The following is a 24,370-nucleotide window of genomic DNA, read 5'->3' as shown; positions in this document are numbered from 1 at the left end:
TGTGCAGTGCTCTGCGTCGAGTGCCGCTCCGTTGCTGTTTAGAACCGCGTCGGCCGTCGAGAGGAATGCCGGAAAAACGTCCGCGATGAAGGTTCCCAACAGACGCACCCGCCCGTTCTCACCCATGAGGATTTCCCTCATGGCTGGTTCGAACGTGCTCGCCTGCGGCTCAATCATGAGCTGCGCGAGAGCGATCCGCGATTGCAGATACATGCACTTCGTATTAAGTGCCCAGCCGGTATGCAGCCGTAGTGCGGCCTCTTCGGCCTTCCGCATCTCGGGCGTAGTGCTTGGCAAGTTGGCAGTGGCCGCGCAGACGGACTGCATCCGTTCCGAGCGCAATGCCTTCTTTCCCCACCACTCCATGCAGGCCAGGTAGTGCTTCGCCACGCTGGAAACCGCTCGGCTCAGCTGGCCGGGCGGCGCGTTGGATTGGCGCATCTGGTCGAGCACGGCTGCTGCTTTCTTCCTGCTCGCCTCCAAGTCGTGGATAGTCCAGGTGGCCACGGCGTTGCATTCGTCCGCCGCATCGAGCGTCTCGTCGCGGAGTCGGCGAGCCTGCTTGTCGGACAGAATGCTACGCGCCATACCTCGGGGCAGGCCCGCGTAGTAGTCCAGAACTGCTGAGCCTGCCTTGACGACTTGATCGATCAGCTCTTGCGCCTCCGACGGGTTCCGGGCTTGCGTGGCCACATTACGACAAGCATCAAGGTCCTCAAGCAGGCTGCGCATTTTTCGCTTTGCTGCCTTGTTCTCGTCGCCTCTTGGGGCTGCCACACCCGAAGTTGGTGGCTGGCTGGCGACCGGCGCCGTTCTATCTTGAGGCCCGGAGCGCATCCGCTCCACGACGGAGTCGAATGATTGCCTGCCTTGCCCGGGGGCGGGACCGGGCTCCGGGCTCAAACTGCTCGATCCCCACGTGCTGTCGGCTCCTGCAGCCCCAACGTGCGATTTGCCAGGTCGGTCAATGCCCGTCATATTCCATCTCCGATATGGGCGAGAATGCGCAGCTTGTCTGGATAGACAGGCTGGCTGACGAGTAGCTGACGAAGGGCGTTTTTCCGGATGCACAAGAAAACCCAGGTACCGTCGGTTGCAATTCCATGGGGTCTGGCGTGCTACTGGAGGCAACGGGGATGACCGCGTCATGTAGGATAGTCAGCTGCAGTGCATCACCGCGACCTGGTGCTGCCTCGCCGTGACCGCCATAAGGATCCGCGCTGTCAGGCTGCGACAGAATCGGCCGTGACGGCGATCCTTGAGACTCCGCCCTATGCCGGCTGCTTTGTCTATAGGGACTTGGCAAAGACCATCCCGAATACCGGAGCGCCGCCACGAGAATGCTCGCGTCCTGAAACGGACTGGTGGATTGTGGTGAGGCAAAAATACCCGGCGAATATCGATTGGCAGACCTTCGGCTGCCGCACGTCCTGTTCTCCGGGAAGGAGATGCGAGTCCGAAGAGCTTACTGATCCAGCGGTGATGCACCAATCCTGACCAGACGCAGAACGTCGGTCAAAACAACATTTTCTTGCCCCACGTCCGAATTCGATGTTGCGCAGCTCTTTTCCAAAGCACAATCTTGCCGAAGCTGCCGCCCATCCCAGCCCAGTCAGAAGCGGCGCGGGATCGCCTCCAATGTCCTGGTTACATCCTCGCCCAGCTTCGACAACCGCGCCCCGCCACAGCAGGCGCAGGTGGTCGGGGGTATAGAGCGGCAATCTGGGTGCGAAGAGCGCGACAACCCGATTGACGCACTTCCACACTGTTTGCCGCGCGGCACGGGGGGATCGATGACGACGCGCTCGCGTTCGATGTCATCCGGCCAGGCCTTGCGTACCGGCCGCTTGCGCGTGAACGCGCGCACGGTCTGGGTTTTCGCCGCCGCGGCCCGAGCTGCAAGCTCATCCTCGGTCGCCGACATTACCAGATCTTTCAACTGCTCGATCAGCCGCGCCGTGGGTTCGGAGCGCGACCCATGCAACTCGCGTTTCAGCTTTTCGATCCTGAGCTGCAGATGAGCGATCAGCGCTTCGGTGTCGGACAGCTTTGCCTTCGCGCTGGCGGCTTCAGCCACGGCCGCATCACGCTCAGCCTCGACCCTTTGCCGCGCTTCACGCTCGACCAGCAGCGCCGCCTGGGCTCTCGCGAGGTCCGAAGGAAGATCATCCGACTTCAAATTCATGAAGCGAGTGAAATCAGATTGGCTGGCAAGTTCAATCACAAAATGCTTATCCAACTCGCGTTGGACGCCACGTTCCTTGAGGATTGCGCCAGTCGATTCCAGACAAGAGATAGCTCAATTGCGCCGGAGAGATCGTCACTGCTTCCCCTGCAACCGAAGGCGAGATGAACCTTCATCTCTCAAGTCTTTTTGTAAACAGGCATGCCCCCTGGCCATCATGCCAAATACCTTCAAAAGATCGCCGCGTTTTCCCCTGAAGCAAAAAAGATTTCCGCCAAGAGGATCTTGCTTGAGCACTTCCTGCACGCGGAGAGCCAAACTCGGAAAGCCGCACCGCATGTCGGTGTAGCCGGTCGCAAGCCACACACGAACGCCCGTCGGAATTGGGATCATCGTCCCTCCAGCACTCTTAAGACCCGCGATAGAGCGGCGATGTCGACATCCACTCCAACGATCAGACGAACACCGCTGCCGAGCACGATCTCTATCCGTCCAACAACCTGCTCGCAGCGAGCGGCGTCACGGCTCCCATTTCTCGTTGGATCCGGCTCAATCAGAGTCGCAATAAACCCGTGTTCGCCATCTTTGGGTTAAGCGCTCCAAGAGCGCCCTGTCGCGCCAGGCGTCGCCATCCGAACAGTTGGCCAGGAAAAAGTCCGTGGCGGCGAGTAACAGGATCGCCACAGCAATAACTCTCCTCCACAATCCGCTGCTTCGCTTCAATACTGAACCGCCGCCGTCCTGTGTCGACAACCTCCATAACTGTCGCGGCCGCCCTCGGATGCGTACCTACCGACCGTGCTGCTGGCTGAATATTTCCCACCTCTCGCGTGCGATCTCGCGAATGGGCCGCCGAAGGTGCTCTCCCGCGATATCCTCCGGCGTCCCCCATGTGCTGCGGACTCTTGAGGATTCCCTTGAGGCGGCAAATCAGATCCAAGGCCGGTTTTTCGGCAGACAGTCTCGGTGTGTGGGCCGTCATTCCCAACAACCCGTCACCGGCGCTCAAATATCCGCTCGAAGCATCCAATGCCGAGGAACATCTTGTGGAATGCTGCTTGCAAGCTCAAGCAGTTCCGACGCGTAGCAACCCACTTCGAAAAAAATGCCCGAAGCTATTGCGCCTTCGCAACTCTCGCAGCCATCATGCTATGGATGCGATAAGTGTCCACACGACCTTGGCCGGAATGGCAGCAAGTTACATCAACGCGACGTCTGTGCCGCGATCACCAACTGAACCTTTGGCGGGCAGCAAGCAGCGGCTCTCCGGCTTGAGCCAGATGCGTCAGTGCGACCACGAGGTGTTACGGATATTGGTGACCAGTGGCCAGTTGCGCGGCGATGGCGGTCTGCCAACGCGTATCAGCATCATCTCGCGCCCTGTATCTGTGTTGCCGATAACCGAGCGCCGGGGAGTCCGGCAAAAAGCCCGGCATCGGCGGGTCGATACAGCGGTTGATCACGCGTCGCCCCGTGCTCTCCTTCGATAAAAACAACTGATCGAAATGACGATAAGAAGCAGCTTGCCGAAGCTGCCGCTTTTTTGAGCGTGGCTTTACAAGGCACCAACTCTGCGATCAATACTGAACGTACCGAACCGGTTGCTAATTCTGTGATAAACAAAGCGCCATCTTGACCCAAGGCAACGCTCGTACACGTCGAGCCAGCGCAGGACTGATGCGGAGCGATGCACTCGCCATCCGATGCTAGGACGAAGACGTGGCCCAGCTATGCATGAGCTACGAACAGCGTCTGGCGTCCATTGCCAGCACGTCCGGACCGCTCGTCCCGAAGAATGAGCTAAACCTGCCGATCTTACGGCACACCCCAGACGTTGTCGGACGCGAGAATGCTGCCAGGCCATTCCGCCAACCGTTATTGACGATCAAGGACCAGGAGCCACCGGGTGCAAGCCTGAAGATGCGGCCAAGGAAATGTCGATCAGATAGAGATTTCCCTACGCGTCGAACGACGGCCCTCGATGAAGCAGTCAGCCGGCTTGCCTCCACGGTTGACGTCCGCCCAATCCGAGCGGACTCCGGGCCGACGCAATTTGGCGGGCATGGCCGAAAAGACGCGCGTTCGGTGAGCTGCGGTGGTCCCTCAAGGTACATCATGGCGCTTCCTTCAGGCTGCGCTTTGGCTGCCCCTGATATTTGTAGGCGAACTGCTTGGGCATCGGCCCTTTATTGCGGTCCTTGCGTCCGGTCTGCTCCCATGCATGGGCCAGGATGCCTACCGCGCGTGACAAGCAGAAGATGCCGCGAGCTAGGGGTGCAGCAAAGCCCAGCTCCCCGTAGACGACTGCAGTGGCTCCATCGATGTTCATCGGGATGAGCTTGCCTTTGCGCTCGCGCATGACGCGCTCGATCGCGCGCGCAGCGCTGGCATAGCAACCGCTGACGACATCGCCACTGACCGCTGCATCGACTAGTGCGAGCAGCGGGTCAACGCGCGGGTCGACGGGATGAAACCGGTGACCGAAGCCGGGCAGATATTTGCTGCGCGTGGCGGTGAAATGGTCGATCGCCTCAGCGGCAGCCTCATCGATATCCTTGGTCTCGCTGCGGCGCAGGACCTCGTCATAGAGCTCAATCGCCTGCTCCCCCGCTCCGCCATGCAGGTCGTCGAGCGTGTTGATCGCGGAAGCCATCGCGCCGTTGAGCGGCACCCCACAACTGACAGCCATCTGCGCGATGGCGATGGAAGGTGCATGCGGGCCATGATCTACTGATGCAACCAGCGCAGCCTGCAACAGCCGCTCCTGCGCCGGTGTGGGTAGCTCGCCGCGCAGCATCAGCCAGATTATCGCGGTGAAGGAAATATGACCAATTAATTCCTCGATCGTGTATCCGCGGTAGGCGATCCGCCCGGGCGCAATGTCGCAGATGGAGGTCCGCCACCAATGGGCGGCCTGCTCTCGCAGCTCCGTTTCGCTCATTCTGTTTTCCAATCTCGTCAGCCTATGTCCTGCCGAAGCTTGCTTGCGTGCAACTCCTGCCCGTTACGCTGCTCCATCCGTCGCCGGGCGGACCCGCGAAAAATGTGCTCCTCCTTGACGTGGCGCTCCGGCGGCACCGCTTGCGATAAGGTGCTCAATTTCTGGATAGGTATGACCGAGCCGAGCCAGCCATCGCTCTGTGTCCGCACCGAGCAAGGGGGGGAGCGCGGGGACAGGAAACGCCTCATCCAGCCGAAAGCCGGGGCGCGTAATGCGTAATGGTGGTTCGCCAGCCCTGTCGAGCGGCAGCGTCTCGACAAAGCCGCGCTCCAGCAACTGCGGCTCGCGCAAAACTTGCGGAACGGTCAGCACACAGCCGGCAGGGACGCCGGCGGCATTCAACAGCGCCTCCCACTCGTCCGCAGGCCTGCAGCTCAACGCCGCATTCAACTCATCGCTAAGCGCCCAGCGGTTCAATTTACGTGCTTCGCGCTTTGCGAAGCGCGGATCTGTCTTCAGATCCGGCCGGCCGACCAGATCGCAAAGGGTCCGGTACTGCTTCTGCTCGTTGGCGGCTATATTCAGCGGGCCGGTCGCGGTGCGGAACGTGCCGGAGGGTGCAGCCGTGAAATTCTCGTTCCCCATCGGCTGCGGCTCGACTCCGCCGTTCAGATGATTGGAAACCACCCATCCCATGGCCGCGATTGTCGCCTCGAGCAGCGACACGTCGATGAACCGACCCCTGCCAATTTGCTGCTGCTCGACGAGCGCCGCGGAGATGGCAAAGGCGGCTGTTAGCCCGGCAATGGTGTCGGAGATCGGGAAGCCGGTCCGCAGCGGAGCCGTGGCTGCATCACCGGTAACACTCATCGCGCCGGAAAGGCCCTGGACGATCTGGTCGTAGGCCGGGCGGGCGGACCAAGGACCGTTTTGCCCAAAGCCTGAGATCGCGCAATAGATGAGGCGCGGGTTGCGCTTGCACAACGCGTCAAAACCGAGACCAAGCCGCTCCATGACCTTGGGCCGGAAGTTTTCGAGAAGGACGTCGGCCTCGGACACCAGCCTGAAAAACACTTCCCTTCCCGCTTCAGACTTCAGATCGAGCGCCACCGACTGCTTACCGGCGTTCACGGCGACGAAGGAGAGGCCCTGAAGCCGCTCTGCCCTTTGCGGATCGGCGCCAAGGCGCCGCGCGAGATCGCCTCCGTTGGGGTTTTCGATCTTGATAACCTCCGCGCCCAGGCGCGCGAGATGGTAGCCGCAGAACGGGCCGGCCAACACGTTCGACAGGTCGAGGACACGGATACCGGTTAGCGGCAGGGACATCTGACGAAGCCTTCTTTGCGGTATCTTCGGCCGCTGCGGTTGAAGGTTTTGCTGAGGTCGATGTTGACGGTGGCGATCCTAGGGTCGAAATCGCTCAACACAGCCAGCGGTACCTTGGCCGCCTCGGCGTCCATCAGGCCGCTCTGGGAAAACAGCGCTTTCGACGCTTTCAGGACATCGATGTTCACCTCGCGATTATCGGTCTTGTATCGGGCCGGGACAACGAGCTGCTCCGTTGATACCGAGTTGATCCAGGAGCCGTGATGCCGAGCCTCAGGCCCTTGAGGTCGGCGCCGCTCTTCACCTTGTCGGCGAGATCGCTGCGCCGAGAAGAATGCCGGGTATGTCGTTGAGCACGAAGACGCAGGAGATCTCCTCGCCCTGCGCCTGCATCTGGATCGTGTGATCATAGAACCGCACGACGCCGTCCACCGAGCCACCAATCAGCGCTTGCAGCGCCTTGGAGCCGCCGGCCTGGAAATTCTCGAACAGTGACGTCGAGTCCTTCTTCTTTGAAGGTACCGAGCTTTACGCCCAATTCAGCAGGCATGTAATTGAGAATGTGGGAGCCGACGACGATCTTCAGTTTCGCCCTTTCAGGTTCGCCGGCGTCAGCCGATAAGAGGCAGAGGCCAACGGCCGCCGCAACACCAAAGATCAGTCGGATTAAACCGCGCATATACACCTCCATCATTGGCCAAGTACATGTTCAAGCTGCATGAGCCGGCGCTGGCCGACAGACCAACAACCTCTTTTCGGCACGATCGACGAGCGTGTCGAGCGCAACCACGAATGCGGACAGCACGATGATTCCAGCGAACACGCCCGTCGCATCGAGCACCCCTTCCTGCGCGATCAGGTGCCCCAACCCGGCGGATGAGCCGAGATACTCCGTAACCGCGGCGCCCACGACCGCCATGCCGACGGACACTCGCAGGCTCGACAGGATCCAGGTGGTGGCAGAGGGCAGATAGACGTGGCGCAACAGCGAGGATTTCGAATCGCGTAGCAGTCGCGCGCTCGCCAGGACGACTGGATTGACCTCGCGCACGCCTTGGAAAGTGTTGAAGAACGCAACGAACAGCACGAGGGTCACGCCGAGCGCAACCTTCGAGGTCAGCCCCAGACCGAACCAGATGACGAAGATCGGCCCCAGCAGGATACGCGGGATCGCGTTGAACATGATGAAGCGCTGAACGACATCAGCGGCAAACGGGCTTAATCCCACCCAGATCCCAAGCGCAGTGCCGATCGCAATCCCGACGACGAATGATAGGATCGTCTCGACCAGCGTTATGCCAACATCGCCCCAGAAATCCGCGGTCGACGTCCAGTTCCTAATCCTGCCGACCAGGGTCGACGGCGCCGGAAAGAAGAAGGCGTCGATGAGGCCTAATCGCACCCCCAGCTCCCAGATCAGGACAAGAGCGAGAACGATCGCGACTTGCGTGACAACGACCTTATTTCTGCGCGGCATAGCTCCTCTCCACTTCAGCGCCCAAGCAGCGACCAGATTTCGCGATAGAGCGCGACGAACTCGTCCTGGTCTGCAGCGCGGAGACGTCCCGGGGACGAGGCAGCGTGATCCTGACCTCGCCGACCATCCGGCTGGCAGGGCCTGCGGACATCACGGCGACGCGGGTCGGCCAGCGTAATCGCCTCGTCGAAATGATGGGTGATGAAGATCAAGGAGCGGCGCTCGGCCTGCCAGAGATCGGGCAGGATGCGGTGCGTCAGCCGGCGCGTGTGAACGTCGAGCGTCGAGAAGGGCTCGTCCATCAGAACGATTCTCGGCTCCATGATGAGCGTCTGCGCCATCGCCGCGCGCTTGCGTTGCCCGCCTGATAGCTGATGCGGATAACGCTGCTCAAATCCCGTCAGGCCGACTTTGGCGGGCCACTGCCGAACCTCGGCGCGCGTCTCCTCGAGTGACTTGCCCAGAAAGGCGAGCCCGAGCCCAACGTTGTCCTGCGCGGTCTTCCACGGCAGTAGGACCCCCTGTTGGAGCATGTAGCCGGACTGATCATTCAGTCCCGTGAGCGGCTTGCCGAAAATCTGAACGTCTCCCGAGGCGGGTTTTGAGAGACCTGTGGCAGTGCTCAGGATGGTGGACTTGCCGCAACCGGTTGGTCCCATGACCGCAACGAACTCCGCGTCGCCTACTTGGAGGTTCACGCTTTTGACTGCGATGAATGCGCCGAAGGGGATCATTACCTCGCGCAAGTCAACGACCAGCGTTGGCTGCCCTTCGCGCTTCAGAACTCGTTCTGTTATATGCAATCCATAGTCATGTGTGTGAGAAGAGTCAATCTATTCTGCCGTACAGAACCGTTTACCTCCTTCTGTAATGGATTCTGGCGCCTTAATCTGGCAGTGGTTCTATTCTACAGAACTGGAGCAGAGATGAGCAAGACAGGAGTTGACGCGGTCAGGAGAGCGCTCGCGATCCTGAAAAGTTTCAACGCGGAGCGGTCTGCGATCACGCTGACGCAGATTGCGGAGATGACGGACCTCTACAAGAGCACAGTACTCCGATTGGCCTCTTCGTTGGAGGCTGACGGCTTTCTCGTCCGCGGCGCGGACCGGTTGTTTCGACCGGGACCGGAGTTGTGGCGTCTTGGGGCGCTCTATCAGCGCGGTCTGGATCTTGGCGAAGTCATCCGGCCATCGCTTCGTCGCCTGGTTGAGGCAACGGGGGAAACTGCATCCTTTTATGTTGCAGATGGCGACGAACGCATCTGTCTTTACCGCGTCAATTCTCCACGTTCAGTTCGACATCATCTCGAAGAAGGCCAGCGATTGCCGATTGATCGCGGCGCCGCCGGGCGAATTCTTACTGCATACCGCGAGCCAACGAACGTAGAAGGGAAGAAGATCCGCGATAAAGGCTTTTATGTTTCGATCGGAGAGCGGGATCCGGAGGTCGCCGCGGCGGCCGTGCCGTTGATGGACGTCCACGGCAAACTGAGGGGCGCCCTTTCGCTATCAGCGATCAGGACGCGCTTCGATGCCGACGCCCGCAAGTCGGCAATCGATGCTCTCAAATCGGAAGCCAAAGCCTTAGCGGGGTTGCTGCCTGCGAGCGAATGCTGATCATTGAGGGCGTCCGCTTTGCGCCATTTGTAAAGAAGTCGACGCGGCTTCGGCAAAGGCTGGCGGTGTCTTATGGCGCAGCATGAGGCAATCAGGCAGTTCACGACTGTTCAGAGGCAGAGCAGCCACGTTGAACGATCGAGTACAGAGATGATGGACGCGAACGACATTCACATTCGATTCGATGCGCCCGCCATGCTTCGCAAATGGCCCTCCATAAACAATGAGCGCCGTGCAGACAGAAGCACCTATCTGCTGGCGGAAGGCACGCTGGACGACTGCATACGAAAGTTTATGACCAGGCCTGAGGCCACACGTCATCTTTACGAAATCCACACAGCGCCACAGCCTCCGCTCGTAACGGAAGTCTTGTCAGCCGATCACATCACGGAGCTCGCCAGATTCCGAAGTTTCCTCTGATCGGGATGTTCCTGTCGGCACTTCTGGGTCAGGCGAAGGTCAGCCTCAAAATCGATGTTCGGAGGACACGCAGCGCGCAACGCACGCCGAATGAATTAGTCTCAGATCAAGGACAACAATTCCGCTTCGCCCTCGAAGGCAGAGCTGAGCGTAGGTGCCGCTTTCGTCCTTGAGACCGGCTGCCCGGAGCATAGGCTCTTATTCAATCAGAAGCGATCATGCAGCTGCCGGCTGCGCGTCTTGTCGCCGACCGTCTCAGCCACGAACTGTCCCGGTCCTCGCGGCGGGCCCTCGGGCTGCCGTCGCCCCATCGCCATGATGGCGGTGCCCATCGCGCTGGAGCTGAGGGTGATGATGAAGCCGAACAGGAGCAGCCCGAGCGCGATGCCGGGGGTGTTATCGGCCAGGATGAGGTCTCGTATGTTGCCGGGATTGAGCAGCATGAGGCCACCGACCAGGAGCACCGCCAGCGACACGCCCGCGGCAAAGTTGATCGCGAGCAGCCGGACCAGCGGCGCTTCGAAAACAAGGGACCTGGGCGGCGACGGCGCCTCTTCCTGCATGTCGTCTTCCATCGCAAGAAAGCTATCGCATTTTTCGACCGATCGACCGCCGGCTCGGCTGGTGAAAGAATCCGCTCGCGGCGTTCACACCATGCGACAATAAGCATCAGGCGGCCGACCGCCACCTCGCCGTCCTCGAAATTGCTTCTCCGAACGTCTGCACGGCCACCACACGCGCCGCTGCCAGATTGCCTCGTGGTCGCGTCCATCGAACCCGAATAGGGCCGCAGTGATCGCTTCCAGCGCTGTGCTCGGAATCAATCAAGGGTTGCTTGGTTGATGACCTCGGAGTTCTCGCAGAGTTTGGGCCTGACTGACGTCTATGCATCGACAATGCTTCTGTAATGGTACTCAGTCGCGCCGTAACAATCAGTGCCTTCAAATAGACGCTGGACCAAATCGGGAGAATTGAAAACGAAAACTTGGCGACCGCCAGCTCCGTACCTGTGCGTCGATGTGGCTTACTCCCAACATAAAGGCAGCAAAGTCCACTCGGTCCCGTATTCTGGGGAGCTCTAATTTATGATATGAGACGGTCAATTTCCCACCCGCGCATTCACTCTTAAGCAAGGCCCATGAGCAACCGCACACGTTTGCAAGCTGCCCCCCGAGCGATTCAACGATCAGGCGCTCCTCGCCCTGCCCTCAGACGGCAAGGCGAGGTAAGCGGTACTGAACTTTCGCTCCTACTCAGTAGCCGGTAGTGCCGTGCGATTCTTCAAGGACCCTCGGCCGTTCTAGCCGCAACTATCGCATGCTGCGGTATGCTCCCAAACCGCATCGAAGAGTCGCGAATTTCTTTGGCCTTAGTCTCTCCCCTTGGCATCGGCGCTTTTTATCCGTAAGCCCAAGATCCTGTCGTGCGGCTCATGTTCAGCTCCTTCAAATTGGCCCCCTATTGCCCTATGGCGGGAAAGAGCAAGGGCGGTGCCAGCACGTCTCGCGCGCATTAAGCGCCTGATTGCGCGTTGAAACAGTTCGCGATGCGCAAATGGCGCGCGGTGTTGTGAAGCTCACAGGTTTTGTGTGCCCCTGTCAGAAACCGGACAAGGATCGAGAGGCTGGCGCAGCTGGACCTTGCCCACGGCCTTAATCCAGGTTGAAGTTCGCTCTGGCCCAAAACAAGGACCATGAAGCGTAACCGCTTTCGGAAGAGCAGATCATCGGGATTTAAAAGGAGCACGAGGCTGGCGTTTCGGCCGCGGATCTGTGTTGGAAGCACGGCGTCAGTGACGCCAATATCTACAAATGGAAAGCCAAGCTCGGCAGGATGGAGGTCTCGGAGGCCAAACGCCTGAAGAGGTTGGAGGACGAAAACACGTGGCTGAGGCGGCTGCTGTGGGATGCGACCGTGTTCTGCAAGAACCGGGATCGGCTGCTGGACGGCGATATCGCGGCCAAGTTCTTGTCACTGTGCTGAACCTGCCGCACGTGCGTGTGGCTCTTGTCCAGCGAGCACTTCTCGGTCGATGACACGCTGATCGAGGTCTCGGCCTCCGTGAAGAGCATCAAGCCGAAGGGCGGTTCGGGGAAGCCGACAGCGCAAGGCGGGGCTCAATGCTAAAGCCCCTCACTTGGATAAGCAACACTAAGCCCGCGGGGATGCGGCCAATCATGCTTAGCGGTTTATGCCGCACGTGGCGTAAGGCCGTATCGATCAGGGACGCGATGACGGCCGATGCTCGGCGCTGCCGTCCGAAGCGACGCAATAGTGCTCGGAGCCTGGGTATGCGATCGAAGCCTTCTACCCATTTCACCTTCTTCGCGAAAGTGTTTAGCTGAAGCCATTCAGGCTTTGAGGTTTCACGGTATGAGAGCATCGATCTGAGACATCGGCCAGCCCCGCGCGTCCGGTTCGAAAGTTTGTGTGAACCAGGCATGCGGATCGACGTCATTCATCTTCGCGCGTCTGCAGAACCGTGGCGATGGTCGCCCAGGTCCGGCCGCCACCATGGCTGTCCGCCGAGAGCGCATTTTCTTCATGACGAAGGAGTCGTTCAGCGTGTTCTTTGCAGAGCGTCAGATCGTTTGCCGTTGTGGGATCGCGGCGCGACTTCACCTGGAAGATCGCTTCCGCCGCAATTCGGCCGGAGGTCATCGCAAGATTCGGACTTCCGACATGCGCAAACCATCAAACACTGTGCTGCATGAAGCCTACTTGCCGACGGCCCGCCGGAGAAATGGACGAATTCGGCAGTAAAGCAAGTTCCGATTATCACCCCTTTTCCCGTTTTCTCCTCCGGCGGCTGCGCTTTGACAGTTTCGGGGACTTGTTTTCCGGAGCCGCACAAAAAGCCCCGTAACAAACCTTCTCACCCTTGTAGTTGGCCAAGGCCTGGAGCAACAACGACAGAACGTGCTGTTTCAGTTCGTCCGGGATAGGCTCCGGACCGTCCAGCGACTTCAGTGCCAGCTCGATCAACTCGATCGCGCGATCCTTGTTGCCGCTCTCGTAATAATACTGAGCAAGCGCCCCATACGAGAGGAACTTGGGGCCGTCGCCGCGGTGCGGAGGGTTCAGTGCCAGGATGTGTTCGGACAGCTCCTTGCCCATCGCCAAGCGCTCGGCAGGCGGAAAGTAGGAGTTGTCGTTCGTCGGATCGAACAGTTGGCGCATCGCCCCGGCCATCCACACCTCGGATTTTTTGTCGATTGCGTTACGAACCAATTGGCGCAGAACCGGCAAGCCGGTCCGCATGTCGTGCATTTTGTGAAGCAACAGATCCGCATGAAGCACGCGGAAGTTGATGTCGTCCGGCATCATAGCGACGGCCTCTTCGACCGCCGAAAGCGCCGTCGCCCAATCCTCGGCCTTCATCGCCGGCGCGAGTATGGCGAAGATCGGCTTGGTCAACGCTCGCTCGCGCGTCGTTTCGCGCGTTCTGCGTTCGCCTTCGGCGATCCGCTCGATATCGGCGGCTTTAGCTTCTTCGCTGGTGCGCCAGGTGCCGTTAAGAACTTTCGGCAAAACGTCATCGAGTTGCGTCGGACGACCGATAAAGGCAATGTGGCCGTCACGGTCGACAACGAACGAGGTGGGAATCTCGCCGGAAAAACTGGCGTCCATCCAAAGCTTGTTCATTTCGCCTGTGTAGTCGAACCCGATCCTATAGTTCAGATTCGAGAACTTTTCGGTCAACCACGCGTCCAACTTGGTTCGGACCTCGTCCGCCGTTCGAGCTCGTTCGTGAGCTGCGACTCCGAGGACCTCAAGTCCGCTGTCTTTGTATTTCTCTTGCAGTTGCACCAGATGGGGCATCGCCGCCACACATGATCCGCACCAAGTTGCCCAAAATTCGACGATGTATACTTTCCCGGACTGTAAGTTTGTGAGGGGCTGGCCACGAAGCCAATTCTCCACCTTGATCGGAGGAGCTGGGGACTCCATACGCAGTACCATGTTGCTCTCCAAAGCTAATTGCCAAAGGTTGCGCGACTTTATGCGCGAGCTTGTTTCTCTCTCGGAAACGGGCCACACGGATTCAAGGAGAGCACCGCTCGTCTTGCGCGTCGGTGTGCACAGCCTTCACTCAGTGTTCCTGCATCTCAATAGCAACGGCCGTGCCAGTACCGTCAACGCGCGTTAAGCGCCTGATTACGCTTTGAAAAACTCCAACGCCCCAAGACGACCGGTGTTTTGAACCTGGCGGGCTTTGTGCCGCTGTCAGAAATTGGACACGAAGCGCGCTTCGCGCCGCCGGAAAAGCTTGTTTGGTGCTGTGACGGAACTTGCTAATCCCACTCCCCGCCAGGCAGGATTAGGGGCGAGCGACGATGCAGATCGGAGTCGAAACAGCCAAAGCCGTCGACGTGGATCGACCCGCGAGGACGGCTCGCGCAATGGAGCGGAATCGACGGACGCGGCCCTGCCATCGCGAGGCAACCCTGGGCGCGATCCGCCGCGGTGCCGCGCTATGCTCGCGTCATCACCGAGCCCGACAAGGTCATGCCTCGGTTGAGGTGCATTGAACGTCAGGGGAGGCGAAACTCAGCGAACGAGTTGGAGGCCGGGGCGCGGATATGACGTGGCGAGCGAACCGGTAGCGACCTTAACGCGCGGCCACATAAACCAGGCCCAAGCTGCGATTTGAAGAACTCCACAGCCAAATGCGATCTGAGGGGCGATGATTGGATCGTGCGCGCGCCTTAAAACGACCAGTGCTCGTCATCGCGCCAGTCAGTTCCTGCACCACACACTGGTACTCCATATCAGTTCTGCTGTCCGGCCAGTAGCACCCGGGGTGCCTGACAATTATCCCATTCTGGTCCATCCGCCCGCGGCTTTGCCCCCTCGCGATCGCGCCGTTGCGCTTCGCTAACGGTTCGCTGTCATGCGGCTGGATAGAGGTCTTCCACCCTCAAGCTGTTGTTCATACTCGGCGCTCATAAAACCGCTCGGCAAAACCGGGCGATTTTCTCCTCGTCTTGTGGAGCCGCCTTTTCAGACGTTATTCCGGGCGCTCGCGAAAGCGAGCCGGCAATCCAGAGGTCGCGGCGAGAGATTCCAGGTTCCAAATCCAAGTCGGCTGCCGACTTGGACGACTAAGACTCGCGAATTCGGGTACACCCGAATTCGACGCCCCCCCGGAATGACGGAGAAATGGAGCCGCCTACCCCGTCGTGTTCGCGGCCTCGACGTCAGCGGGATCGATTTTCTGGTTGAGCCGCGCATGCAGGGTGGCCTGGTCGAGTTCGCCTTCCCACCAGGACACGAACACCGCGGCAAGACCGTTGCCGGTGATGTTGGTATCCGAAGCTTCATCGAGGAGGATAAACGTTCAACCCGAAACTGAGGGAAGCCCGCGCTCATCGCCTGCTCTACCGGTGTCCCGCTTTAATCGGAAGAGGGGCTCGCGGTCATGAGCATGCCGGCGTCGACCGCTGCACTCGGTGCCCCGTGCCGGCTTCGGCTCACCATGTCACGCTCCCACGAGTGCATTCTTCGGTTGAGGCGATGCGCCCTAGCCCACGGCGGATCGGGGCGGCCCCAAGTCGTCGCAGCCAAGCACATGAAGAATTGGCGGAAAGCGGCGGCGGCGTACTCGCCGCGGGGGCTACGGCCCGCCATCCGTCGTTTTCCGGCGTGATGGCTCAACCCCGCAACAAGGCGCGTCATTTTGGTTGCATTCGCAACCGATAGACGCGGGAACCATGAAAGCCACTGTCCATCAGAAGATCACGGACCAGATCGTCAGTGACCTGCAACGACAATGGCCATTTCGATGAAAGCCGAGCATCGAGAAAGGCGCCATCTCGCGTCCTTGCGCCGCAACGGACTCGGTATCGGGCACCAATATCGTGGTACCGTGGTCAGCGGTCGGCCGAAAAAGGAGACGCCGCCCGATCGCAGCGCGGAATTTCGTCGTGGCGTGTTTTCTAACCGAGATGCTGAAGCGAGCTACTGCAAGGAATGGAACGATGCGGCCAATTGTAGAACGCAAACCCGTTATCCCGAAGGACGAAGGGACGACGGACTTGCGAAGGTATCGGTCTGAGGATCGATCAGCTCCCACAAAGCTCGCCGCGGGATCAGACGTCGATCGCGATGGTGATCTATAGCACCATCGCTTCAGTGAAGCAGGTCGATCCGCTTTTGATCAAGTCGGCGCGGACAATGGGAGCAACGCCGCAGCAATTCTTCCGCAAGGTCATCGTTCCTGCCGCGCTTCCGAGCATCTTTGTCGGCATTCGACTCGCCAGCGCGTCCGCAATGCTGGTGGGTTGCGTCCGAGATGGTCGGCGTGACGGCTGGTCTCGGCTATCTCATCATCAACAGCCAGTACAGCTTCCTGACCCCGCAAATGTATTTCGGCATCATTGGCATCACTGTGATCGGGCTTGCCTTCAATGCCGTTCTCGAGGCGCTGGAGCGGCGCTTTATGCGACGGAAGGCGCCGGTGACGACATAGGGCGGTACGAGCGGCTCCGATGCAACGACGTTGTCGCGATTTGCAACATGGGGTAATTCCGGGATCGAGCCAGACAAAGGCAAGGGAATCAGCTCTCCAGGAACGTATGAGGCCGGCCTCATGTGGCCTCGCAACGATGGAGAGCGGCAATGGAGTATTATGTCGGACTGGACGTGTCGTTGAAGCAAACATCGATCTGCGTGGTGGACCAGTCGGGATCGGTCGTGCGAGAGGGCGTCGTCGATTCAGATCCTGAGGCGATCTCCGTTTACGTGCGGTCAAAGGCGCCGGGCGCGGTACGTATCGGCCTCGAGACCGGACCGACATCCACGTGGCTTTGGACTGAGCTTAAGCGACTTGGCCTGCCAGTGATCTGCATTGACGCGCGCCATGCCAAGGCGGTGCTCAAGGTGCAGATCAACAAGAGCGACCGCAACGATGCTATCGGGATCGCCCGCATCATGCAGACCGGTTGGTTCAAGGAGGTGCACGTCAAGGATATCGACAGCCACTCGGTCAGAGCACTGCTGGCCAGCCGGGCGATGCTGGTCAAGATCAAGCGCGATCTCGAGAACTATGTTCGCGGCCTTCTCAAGAACCTCGGTCTCGTCATCGGCCGCGCCAAGTTCAATGTCTTCGCCGTGCGCGCCGAGGAGTTGATCGAGGGCCGTCCTGAGCTGATAGCTGCGGTCAGACCGCTGCTCGAAGCGCGCAAGGTCGTCGAGCAACAGGTCAGCGAGCTTGACCGCAAGGTTGTGAAGCTGGTGCGCCGTGACGCCCAGGTCCGCCGGTTTATGACCGTCCCTGGAGTCGGTCCGATCACCGCGCTCGCCTTCAAGGCAACGATTGACGATCCGGCACGGTTTGCGCGATCGAGAAGCGTGGGTGCTTATGTTGGGTTAACCAGTAGACGCCATGCGTCAGGAGAGGTCGATTGGACAGGTCGCATCTCGAAGTGCGGCGACGCGATGCTGCGAAGTTATCTATTTGAAGCAGCCGGGGTTCTGCTGACCCGCGTCCCAAAATGGTCCGCCGTGAAGGCCTGGGGGGCAAAGCTCGCCAAGCGCAACGGGCTCCGCAAGGCCAAGGTAGCGGTCGCTCGTAAGCTCGCGGTCATTCTGCATCGCATGTGGATCGAAGGGACCGAGTTTAACTGGTCGAGGAAGGAGATTGCTGCTTAGCAAGAAAAATACTGAAGATCCTGCCAAACGGCGGGAAACGACGTCCCTGCCGGGACGATGGCGATGGTGAGTTCGTCCGATTTTTTGCGAGCGCCGAAAGGGCGACCGCGATTGCAACATTGAACCGCCAGCGTCACCTTACGCCATCATGCGGAGGGCTTACCCCTACCGCGGAGAGAACAGTGGGCCCGGCAAGGATGATGGTTGGAGAACTTGACACCCAGACCCGGAATTAGAGAACCTCATCGGCTAACGCTCAAGAAAAGCGCAACCGTCGGATCGCCGCGCTTTCTTTAGGAAGCAGGAACACCGAGTAGGAGGAGCGCAATTGGACGGGCAGAGCGAGCGAGGCTCGTATTAACAGCTATTTGCCGGTTCTGCGCGACGGCGGTTACGGCAGCAATCATCAAAACATCAGGTGCGCGATCGTCATGATGGGCGGGGCACAAAACCTCACGGCCCGAAGCGCACGACCCGCGTCCGATGTCTGACATCGAACAAGGCCGCCAGCTACAAACGCACCGCCGTGTTGAGCCGCCGAGGCAATCTTAGGCCGAATCAGGTGCGTATGTGCGTTGGTAGTGCTGGCACGGTCGTTGCTACGGGAGCAACACGGTGTCAGGCGGAGTGCATGCAGACGCGCTCTCGTTCATTGAACTCGTGCCCCGTTTCTTAGAGACAAACGAGCTCGCGCATACGGTCGCGCGAAGGTTTGGGAATAGCTTTGGAGAACAACGTGATCCTTCGTATCGACTCGCCAGCTCCTCCGATGAGGGTGGAAAGCTGGGTGCGTGGCGAGCCCCTCACCAACTTTAAGCTGGGAACGCTGTATATTGTCGAGTTTTGGGCGACTTGGTGCCGCGGATGTGTGGCGGTGATGCCCCATCTCGCGGAACTGCAAAAAAAATACAAAAATAGCGCAGTTGAGGTCATCGCAGTTGCAGCTTCCGAGCGAGGCTCAACGGCCGAGGAGGCGCGAACGAACTTGGACGCGTGGTTGACCGAAAAAGGCTCCAAGCTGAATTTTCGGATCGCGTTCGATTACGCGGGAAAAATGAAGAAGCTTTGGATGGCGCCCAGTTTTTCTGCCACTATCCCTACGTCATTCGTCATCGACCGTGACGATCACGTCGCCTTTATCGGTCACCCGATGCAACTGTATGACGTGTTTACAAAAATGTTAAACGGCACCTGGCGCACCAGCGATGAAGCCACGGATGCGGAGCGAATCGCTGAAGCAGAATCTAGAATGCGCGAGAAAGCCCAGATGCAAGCGTTCTGGGCCAAACTTGGGCCGGCGCTGAAGGCGCAGGATTGGTCGACGGCGCTTTCGGCCGCTAAAGAGGGCGTTGCAGTGACGCCGGACGACATCAGGGTTCGCGTAGTTCATGCGGATCTGCTCCTGCACAAAATCCATGACATGCAGACGGGGTTAACCGTTATGCGTCAATTGGCTCGCGATGCGATCGACAAAAAATCTGAGGACTGGATGGTCGGGGCGATCCGCCAACTCTTCGATCCAGCGGAGGACAACTCTGATTTCCCGCATTCTGATCGCTTTGCGATGGGCAAGGAGTTGGCCGAACACATCCTCGCGCTGAATTCTCCAGAAGGCAGCGCCCTCCCCAAGTTTCTGTCCTATGGGGCGGTCGCTCAGTATTATTACGAAAGCGGCAACAAGGATCGTGCGGTCGAGTTAGTCGAGTCGGCGGTGAAGTCGCTGGATAGCCCGGGGCGGCCAATGGGGGCTGAAGAGAAGGCGCACTACCTGCGGCTGTTGCTTAAGGCCTTGGCCAAGTACAAGGATGAGGAGGCAAAGCCGTTCTGGGGGACGAAGAACGCCTTGGCCTGAATTTAAGAAAATGCGGCTCGCAAGGACGAGCGGTGGCCCAAGAGCGGGTGCCGCGGAACGCCCAAGGTGCGCCGAAGATGGCGGTGAGGCAGCTTGCCGCATGGAGAGGACGAGGACATGAACGGGTCGCAATTCGATCGCGCAAACATCGTGGCAGAAGAGCTGTCGGCGACCGTCGCCTCGAAAACGACTGATCCGATTCAGGAACACAATTCGCGTCCGCCGGCCGAAGGCCTCTACGATCCGAGCCTGGAGAAGGATTCCTGCGGCGTCGGCTTCATCGCCAACATCAAGGGCAAGAAGTCGCACGAGATCGTCTCGGACGCGCTCAACATCCTTTGCAATCTCGAGCACCGCGGCGCGGTCGGCGCCGACCCGCGCGCCGGCGACGGCGCCGGCATTTTGGTGCAGATCCCGCACGCCTTCTTCAGCCGCAAGGCCGGGGAGCTCGGCTTTACGCTGCCGGCTCCGGGCGAATACGCCATCGGCGCGCTGTTCATGCCGCGCGACACCGCCTGGCGCAACGTCATCAAGAGCATCATCGCCGACCAGATCAAGGCGGAAGGCCTGACCCTGCTCGGCTGGCGCGACGTGCCGACCGACAACTCCTCGCTCGGCGTCACCGTGAAGCCGACCGAGCCCGCCTGCATGCAGGTGTTCATCGGCCGCAATGGCACCGCCAAGACCGAGGACGATTTCGAGCGCCATCTCTACATTCTGCGCAAGTCGATCTCGCAGGCGATCTACCAGCGCCGTGACCGCGGCCTCGCGGACTATTACCCATGCTCGATGTCCTGCCGTACCGTGATCTACAAGGGCATGTTCCTCGCCGACCAGCTCGGCAAGTGCTATCCCGACCTGCATGAGGCGGACTTCGAGAGCGCCCTGGCGCTGGTGCATCAGCGGTTCTCGACCAACACCTTGCCGGCATGGTCGCTGGCGCATCCCTATCGGATGATCGCGCATAACGGCGAGATCAACACGCTGCGCGGCAACACCAACTGGATGGCGGCGCGTCAGGCGTCCGTAAGCTCGGAGCTCTACGGCAAGGACATCAACCGGCTCTGGCCCATCTCTTATGAAGGCCAGTCGGACACCGCCTGCTTCGACAACGCCCTCGAATTCCTGGTGCAGGGCGGCTACTCGCTGCCGCACGCCGTCATGATGATGATTCCGGAGGCGTGGGCCGGCAATCCCTTGATGGATGAGAAGCGCCGCGCCTTCTACGAATATCACGCAGCCCTGATGGAGCCGTGGGACGGCCCGGCAGCGATCGCCTTCACGGACGGACGCCAGATCGGCGCCACGCTCGACCGCAACGGCCTGCGGCCGGCGCGCTATCTCGTGACCAAGGACGACCGCATCGTGATGGCGTCCGAGATGGGCGTGCTGACGATCCCCGAGGACCAGATCATCACCAAGTGGCGGCTGCAGCCCGGCAAGATGCTGCTGGTCGACCTCGAACAAGGACACCTGATTCCCGACGACGAGATCAAGGCGACGCTGGCCAAGAGCCATCCCTACAAGGAATGGCTCGAGCGGACCCAGATCGTGCTGGAGGAACTGCCGAAGGTGCCGACCACCGGCGTGCGCTCCAACCTGTCGCTGCTCGATCGCCAACAGGCGTTCGGCTACAGCCAGGAAGACATCACCATCCTGATGACGCCGATGGCCTCCATTGGCGAGGAAGCCGCGGGCTCGATGGGCAACGACACGCCAATCTCGGCGTTGTCGGACAAGGCCAAGCCGCTGTTCACCTACTTTAAGCAGAACTTTGCGCAGGTCACCAACCCGCCGATCGACCCGATCCGCGAGGAGCTGGTGATGAGCCTGGTCTCGATCATTGGACCGCGGCCGAACCTGTTCGACCTCCAGGGCCTTGCCACCACCAAGCGTCTTGAAGCGCGGCAGCCGATCCTGACCGACGCGGATCTGGAAAAGATCCGTTCGATCTCGGACGTGGCCGAATCCCACTTCAAGTCGCGCACGCTCGACACCACCTTCCACGCCGGTCTCGGTGCGGCCGGCATGGACCAGGTGCTCGACGAGCTCTGCGCACGCGCCGAAAGCGCGGTGCGCGAGGGCGTCAACATCATCATACTGTCCGACCGCATGGTCGGCTCCGACCGCGTGCCGATTCCGTCGCTGCTCGCCTGCGCCGCCGTGCATCATCATTTGATCCGCACCGGCCTGCGCACCTCGGTCGGCCTCGTCGTCGAATCCGGCGAGCCGCGCGAAGTGCATCACTTCGCCTGCCTTGCCGGCTACGGCGCAGAGGCGATCAACCCCTACCTCGCGTTCGAGACCATCATCGCGATGAAGGACCGCCTGCCCGGCTCGCTCGACGACTATGAGATCGTCAAGCGCTACATCAAATCGATCGGCAAGGGCCTGCTCAAGGTGATGTCCAAGATGGGCATCTCGACCTACCAGTCCTATTGCGGCGCCCAGATCTTCGATGCCGTCGGCCTCAAGGCCGACTTCGTCGCGAAATTCTTCGCCGGCACCCATACCCGCGTCGAGGGCGTGGGTCTCGCTGAGATCGCCGAAGAGGCCGTGCGCCGCCATGCCGACGCGTTCGGCGAGGCGCTGGTCTACAAGACCGCGCTCGACGTCGGCGGCGAATATGCCTATCGCAGCCGCGGCGAGGACCATGCCTGGACCGCGGAATCGGTGGGCCTGCTCCAGCATGCCGCGCGCGGCAATTCGCTGGAGTGCTATCGCGCCTTCGCCAAGATCCTGAACGAGCAGTCCGAGCGGCTGCTGACGCTGCGCGGCCTGTTCCGGCTCAAGACCGCCGAGGACGAGAAGCGCAAGCCGGTGCCGCTCGACCAGGTCGAGCCGGCCAAGGACATCGTCAGGCGTTTCGCCACGGGCGCGATGAGCTTCGGCTCGATCTCGCGCGAGGCGCACACCACGCTCGCGATCGCCATGAACCGAATCGGCGGCAAGTCCAATACCGGCGAAGGCGGCGAAGAGGCCGATCGCTTCAAGCCGATGCCGAACGGAGATTCCATGCGCTCGGCGATCAAGCAGGTCGCCTCGGGCCGCTTCGGCGTGACCACGGAGTATCTCGTCAACTCCGACATGATGCAGATCAAGATGGCGCAGGGCGCCAAGCCCGGCGAAGGCGGCCAGCTGCCCGGCCACAAGGTCGACGCGACCATCGCAAAGGTCCGGCATTCGACGCCCGGCGTCGGCCTGATCTCGCCGCCGCCGCACCACGACATCTACTCGATCGAGGATTTGGCGCAGCTCATCTACGACCTCAAGAACGTCAACCCGACGGGCGACGTCTCGGTCAAGCTCGTCTCCGAGATCGGCGTCGGCACGGTCGCCGCAGGCGTCGCCAAGGCACGCGCCGACCATGTCACCATCGCCGGCTTCGAGGGCGGCACCGGCGCGTCGCCGCTGACCTCGATCAAGCACGCCGGCAGCCCCTGGGAAATTGGTCTCGCCGAAACCCACCAGACGCTGGTGCGCGAGCGGCTGCGCAGCCGCATCGTGGTCCAGGTCGACGGCGGCTTCCGCACCGGGCGTGACGTCGTGATCGGCGCGCTGCTTGGCGCGGACGAGTTCGGCTTCGCCACCGCGCCGCTGATCGCGGCCGGCTGCATCATGATGCGCAAGTGCCATCTCAACACCTGCCCGGTCGGCGTCGCGACCCAGGACCCGGTCCTGCGCAAGCGCTTCGCCGGCCAGCCCGAGCACGTCATCAACTACTTCTTCTTCGTCGCCGAGGAAGTCCGCGAGATCATGGCGTCGCTCGGCTTCCGCACCTTCAACGAGATGATCGGCCAGACTCAGCTGCTCGACCAGACCAAGCTGGTCGCGCACTGGAAGGCCAAGGGCCTCGACTTCTCGAAGCTGTTCGTGCGGCAGAAGGAAGAGAAGGGCCAGAAGATCTACCATTCCGAGCGCCAGAACCATCATCTGGAAGCGGTGCTGGATCGCGCGCTGATCGAGAAGGCCACGCCCGCGCTCGACCGCGGCGCGCCGGTCAAGATCGAGGCAGGGATCAGCAGCACCAACCGTTCCGCCGGCGCGATGCTGTCGGGCGCGGTCGCCAAGATCTACGGCCATGCCGGGCTGCCGCATAACACCATCCATGTCAGCCTCAAGGGCACCGCGGGCCAGGCCTTCGGCGCCTGGCTGGCGCAAGGCGTCACTTTCGAGCTCGAAGGCGAAGCCAACGACTATGTCGGCAAGGGCCTCTCCGGCGGCAAGATCATCGTCAAGCCGCCGAAGAACAGCAGCATCGTGCCGGAAGAAAGCATCATCGTCGGCAACACCGTGATGTACGGCGCCATTCAAGGCGAGTGCTACTTCCGCGGCGTCGCCGGCGAACGGTTTGCCGTGCGCAACTCGGGCGCGGTCGCCGTGGTCGAAGGCGCGGGCGATCATTGCTGCGAATATATGACCGGCGGCATCGTGGTCGTGCTCGGCAAGACCGGACGCAACTTCGCGGCCGGCATGTCCGGCGGCATCGCCTATGTGCTCGACGAGAGCGGCAATTTCGACAGATTGTGCAACCTCCCGATGGCCGAGCCCGAGCCGGTGCTGTCGGAAGAGCTGATCAACGCCGGCACCTATCATCACTCCGGTGACCTCGAGGCGCATGGCCGGGTCGACGTGTTCAAGAACCTGCTCGACTCCGACGTCGAGCGGCTGCACGTCCTGATCTCGCGCCACGCCAAGGCGACCGGCTCCAGGCGCGCTGCCGACATCCTTGCCAATTGGAAGGGCTGGCTGCCCAAATTCCGCAAGCTGATGCCGGACGAGTACCGGCGTGCGCTGCGCGAAATGGCCGCCAACGCGGACGCCGAGCCGAAAATCGCGATCAGGGCGTAGGCAATCACACCCCATCATTGCAAGCGCAGCGAAGAGAGTGGATAGCGAT

General features: G+C 60.6%; 16 protein-coding genes and 9 pseudogenes. 10 read left to right on the top strand and 15 right to left on the bottom strand.

Features of this window, described 5'->3' with window-relative positions:
- Positions 1 to 978, bottom strand: a pseudogene (locus KIP88_RS38740) (hypothetical protein); the annotation flags it as partial.
- A 189-nt stretch (positions 979 to 1,167) separates the two neighbouring features.
- Between KIP88_RS38740 and KIP88_RS48655 the strand changes: the two are divergent.
- Positions 1,168 to 1,497 (top strand): recombinase family protein, encoded by a 330-nt coding sequence (locus KIP88_RS48655; protein ID WP_374226563.1) that lies wholly within the window; start codon positions 1,168 to 1,170, stop codon positions 1,495 to 1,497.
- A gap of 118 nt (positions 1,498 to 1,615) precedes the next feature.
- On the opposite strand, the pseudogene KIP88_RS38735 reads toward KIP88_RS48655, so the two are convergent.
- The 3 genes and pseudogenes from KIP88_RS38735 to KIP88_RS48650 all read right to left on the bottom strand — a co-directional run.
- Positions 1,616 to 2,185, bottom strand: a pseudogene (locus KIP88_RS38735) (IS66 family transposase zinc-finger binding domain-containing protein); the annotation flags it as partial.
- A 135-nt stretch (positions 2,186 to 2,320) separates the two neighbouring features.
- Positions 2,321 to 2,578: an IS66 family insertion sequence element accessory protein TnpB gene (tnpB, locus tag KIP88_RS38730; RefSeq protein WP_374226562.1), complete on the bottom strand. Its 258-nt coding sequence runs from the start codon at positions 2,576 to 2,578 to the stop codon at positions 2,321 to 2,323.
- Positions 2,579 to 2,738: 160 nt separating this feature from the next.
- The gene (locus KIP88_RS48650; RefSeq protein ID WP_214493425.1) at positions 2,739 to 2,945 is read right to left on the bottom strand and encodes a transposase; all 207 of its coding nucleotides are present in this window, start codon (positions 2,943 to 2,945) and stop codon (positions 2,739 to 2,741) included.
- A 205-nt stretch (positions 2,946 to 3,150) separates the two neighbouring features.
- On the opposite strand from KIP88_RS48650, the pseudogene KIP88_RS38720 reads away from it, so the two are divergent.
- Positions 3,151 to 3,349: pseudogene (locus tag KIP88_RS38720) on the top strand (IS5/IS1182 family transposase); the annotation flags it as partial.
- Positions 3,350 to 4,298: 949 nt separating this feature from the next.
- Here KIP88_RS38720 and KIP88_RS38715 read toward each other — a convergent pair.
- From KIP88_RS38715 to KIP88_RS38695, 6 genes and pseudogenes are all read right to left on the bottom strand, one after another.
- Positions 4,299 to 5,126, bottom strand: coding sequence for a citryl-CoA lyase (locus KIP88_RS38715; RefSeq protein ID WP_213251437.1), 828 nt, complete (start codon positions 5,124 to 5,126; stop codon positions 4,299 to 4,301).
- A gap of 63 nt (positions 5,127 to 5,189) precedes the next feature.
- Positions 5,190 to 6,452 carry a CaiB/BaiF CoA-transferase family protein gene (locus KIP88_RS38710; protein ID WP_214493424.1) on the bottom strand — a complete coding sequence of 421 codons (1,263 nt, stop codon included), beginning with the start codon at positions 6,450 to 6,452 and terminating at the stop codon, positions 5,190 to 5,192.
- Positions 6,437 to 6,640 (bottom strand): hypothetical protein, encoded by a 204-nt coding sequence (locus KIP88_RS47025; protein ID WP_249791347.1) that lies wholly within the window; start codon positions 6,638 to 6,640, stop codon positions 6,437 to 6,439. Before KIP88_RS47025 ends, KIP88_RS38710 begins: the two co-directional genes overlap by 16 nt.
- A 218-nt stretch (positions 6,641 to 6,858) precedes the next feature.
- Positions 6,859 to 7,131: a hypothetical protein gene (locus KIP88_RS47020; RefSeq protein ID WP_249791346.1), complete on the bottom strand. Its 273-nt coding sequence runs from the start codon at positions 7,129 to 7,131 to the stop codon at positions 6,859 to 6,861.
- A gap of 30 nt (positions 7,132 to 7,161) precedes the next feature.
- The gene (locus tag KIP88_RS38700; RefSeq protein ID WP_214493423.1) at positions 7,162 to 7,929 is read right to left on the bottom strand and encodes an ABC transporter permease; all 768 of its coding nucleotides are present in this window, start codon (positions 7,927 to 7,929) and stop codon (positions 7,162 to 7,164) included.
- Positions 7,913 to 8,663 (bottom strand): annotated as a pseudogene (locus tag KIP88_RS38695) (ABC transporter ATP-binding protein). Before KIP88_RS38695 ends, KIP88_RS38700 begins: the two are co-directional and overlap by 17 nt.
- A 192-nt stretch (positions 8,664 to 8,855) precedes the next feature.
- Between KIP88_RS38695 and KIP88_RS38690 the strand changes: the two are divergent.
- Positions 8,856 to 9,545, top strand: coding sequence for an IclR family transcriptional regulator (locus KIP88_RS38690; RefSeq protein WP_214493422.1), 690 nt, complete (start codon positions 8,856 to 8,858; stop codon positions 9,543 to 9,545).
- A 626-nt stretch (positions 9,546 to 10,171) separates the two neighbouring features.
- On the opposite strand, the gene KIP88_RS38685 is transcribed toward KIP88_RS38690, so the two are convergent.
- Positions 10,172 to 10,540, bottom strand: coding sequence for a hypothetical protein (locus KIP88_RS38685; protein ID WP_214493421.1), 369 nt, complete (start codon positions 10,538 to 10,540; stop codon positions 10,172 to 10,174).
- A gap of 1,118 nt (positions 10,541 to 11,658) precedes the next feature.
- Between KIP88_RS38685 and KIP88_RS38680 the strand changes: the two are divergent.
- A pseudogene (locus KIP88_RS38680) lies at positions 11,659 to 11,876 on the top strand (transposase); the annotation flags it as partial.
- A 455-nt stretch (positions 11,877 to 12,331) separates the two neighbouring features.
- Here KIP88_RS38680 and KIP88_RS47015 read toward each other — a convergent pair.
- From KIP88_RS47015 to KIP88_RS38665, 4 genes and pseudogenes are all read right to left on the bottom strand, one after another.
- A pseudogene (locus KIP88_RS47015) lies at positions 12,332 to 12,503 on the bottom strand (transposase domain-containing protein); the annotation flags it as partial.
- Positions 12,497 to 12,650, bottom strand: a pseudogene (locus KIP88_RS47010) (FAD-dependent oxidoreductase); the annotation flags it as partial. The pseudogenes KIP88_RS47010 and KIP88_RS47015, both read right to left, overlap by 7 nt.
- 93 nt (positions 12,651 to 12,743) lie before the next feature.
- Entirely contained in the window at positions 12,744 to 13,928 is a 1,185-nt protein-coding gene (locus KIP88_RS38670; protein ID WP_214493420.1) for a TlpA disulfide reductase family protein, read from the bottom strand.
- Positions 13,929 to 15,138: 1,210 nt separating this feature from the next.
- A pseudogene (locus tag KIP88_RS38665) lies at positions 15,139 to 15,276 on the bottom strand (dicarboxylate/amino acid:cation symporter); the annotation flags it as partial.
- A 462-nt stretch (positions 15,277 to 15,738) separates the two neighbouring features.
- Here KIP88_RS38665 and KIP88_RS38660 point away from each other — a divergent pair.
- The 6 genes and pseudogenes from KIP88_RS38660 (at position 15,739) to gltB (ending at position 24,321) form a co-directional block, all read left to right on the top strand.
- Positions 15,739 to 16,023: a hypothetical protein gene (locus KIP88_RS38660; protein WP_145963644.1), complete on the top strand. Its 285-nt coding sequence runs from the start codon at positions 15,739 to 15,741 to the stop codon at positions 16,021 to 16,023.
- Positions 16,024 to 16,073: 50 nt separating this feature from the next.
- Positions 16,074 to 16,181 (top strand): annotated as a pseudogene (locus KIP88_RS47005) (ABC transporter permease); the annotation flags it as partial.
- 25 nt (positions 16,182 to 16,206) lie between these two features.
- Positions 16,207 to 16,437, top strand: a complete 231-nt coding sequence (locus tag KIP88_RS38655; RefSeq protein ID WP_249791349.1) for a hypothetical protein — start codon at positions 16,207 to 16,209, stop codon at positions 16,435 to 16,437.
- 149 nt (positions 16,438 to 16,586) lie between these two features.
- Complete coding sequence (locus KIP88_RS38650; RefSeq protein WP_214493419.1) at positions 16,587 to 17,618, top strand: IS110 family transposase; 1,032 nt, start codon at positions 16,587 to 16,589, stop codon at positions 17,616 to 17,618.
- A gap of 736 nt (positions 17,619 to 18,354) precedes the next feature.
- Complete coding sequence (locus tag KIP88_RS38645; protein ID WP_308163738.1) at positions 18,355 to 19,470, top strand: TlpA disulfide reductase family protein; 1,116 nt, start codon at positions 18,355 to 18,357, stop codon at positions 19,468 to 19,470.
- A gap of 117 nt (positions 19,471 to 19,587) precedes the next feature.
- Positions 19,588 to 24,321, top strand: a complete 4,734-nt coding sequence (gltB, locus tag KIP88_RS38640) for a glutamate synthase large subunit (protein WP_214493418.1) — start codon at positions 19,588 to 19,590, stop codon at positions 24,319 to 24,321.
- Positions 24,322 to 24,370: the final 49 nt, after the last annotated feature.

This window comes from Bradyrhizobium sp. SRL28 (assembly GCF_018596315.1).
GTDB lineage: Bacteria > Pseudomonadota > Alphaproteobacteria > Rhizobiales > Xanthobacteraceae > Bradyrhizobium.
Note: the sequence above shows the minus strand (reverse complement) of the source record. Positions and strands in the feature narration are given on the sequence as shown.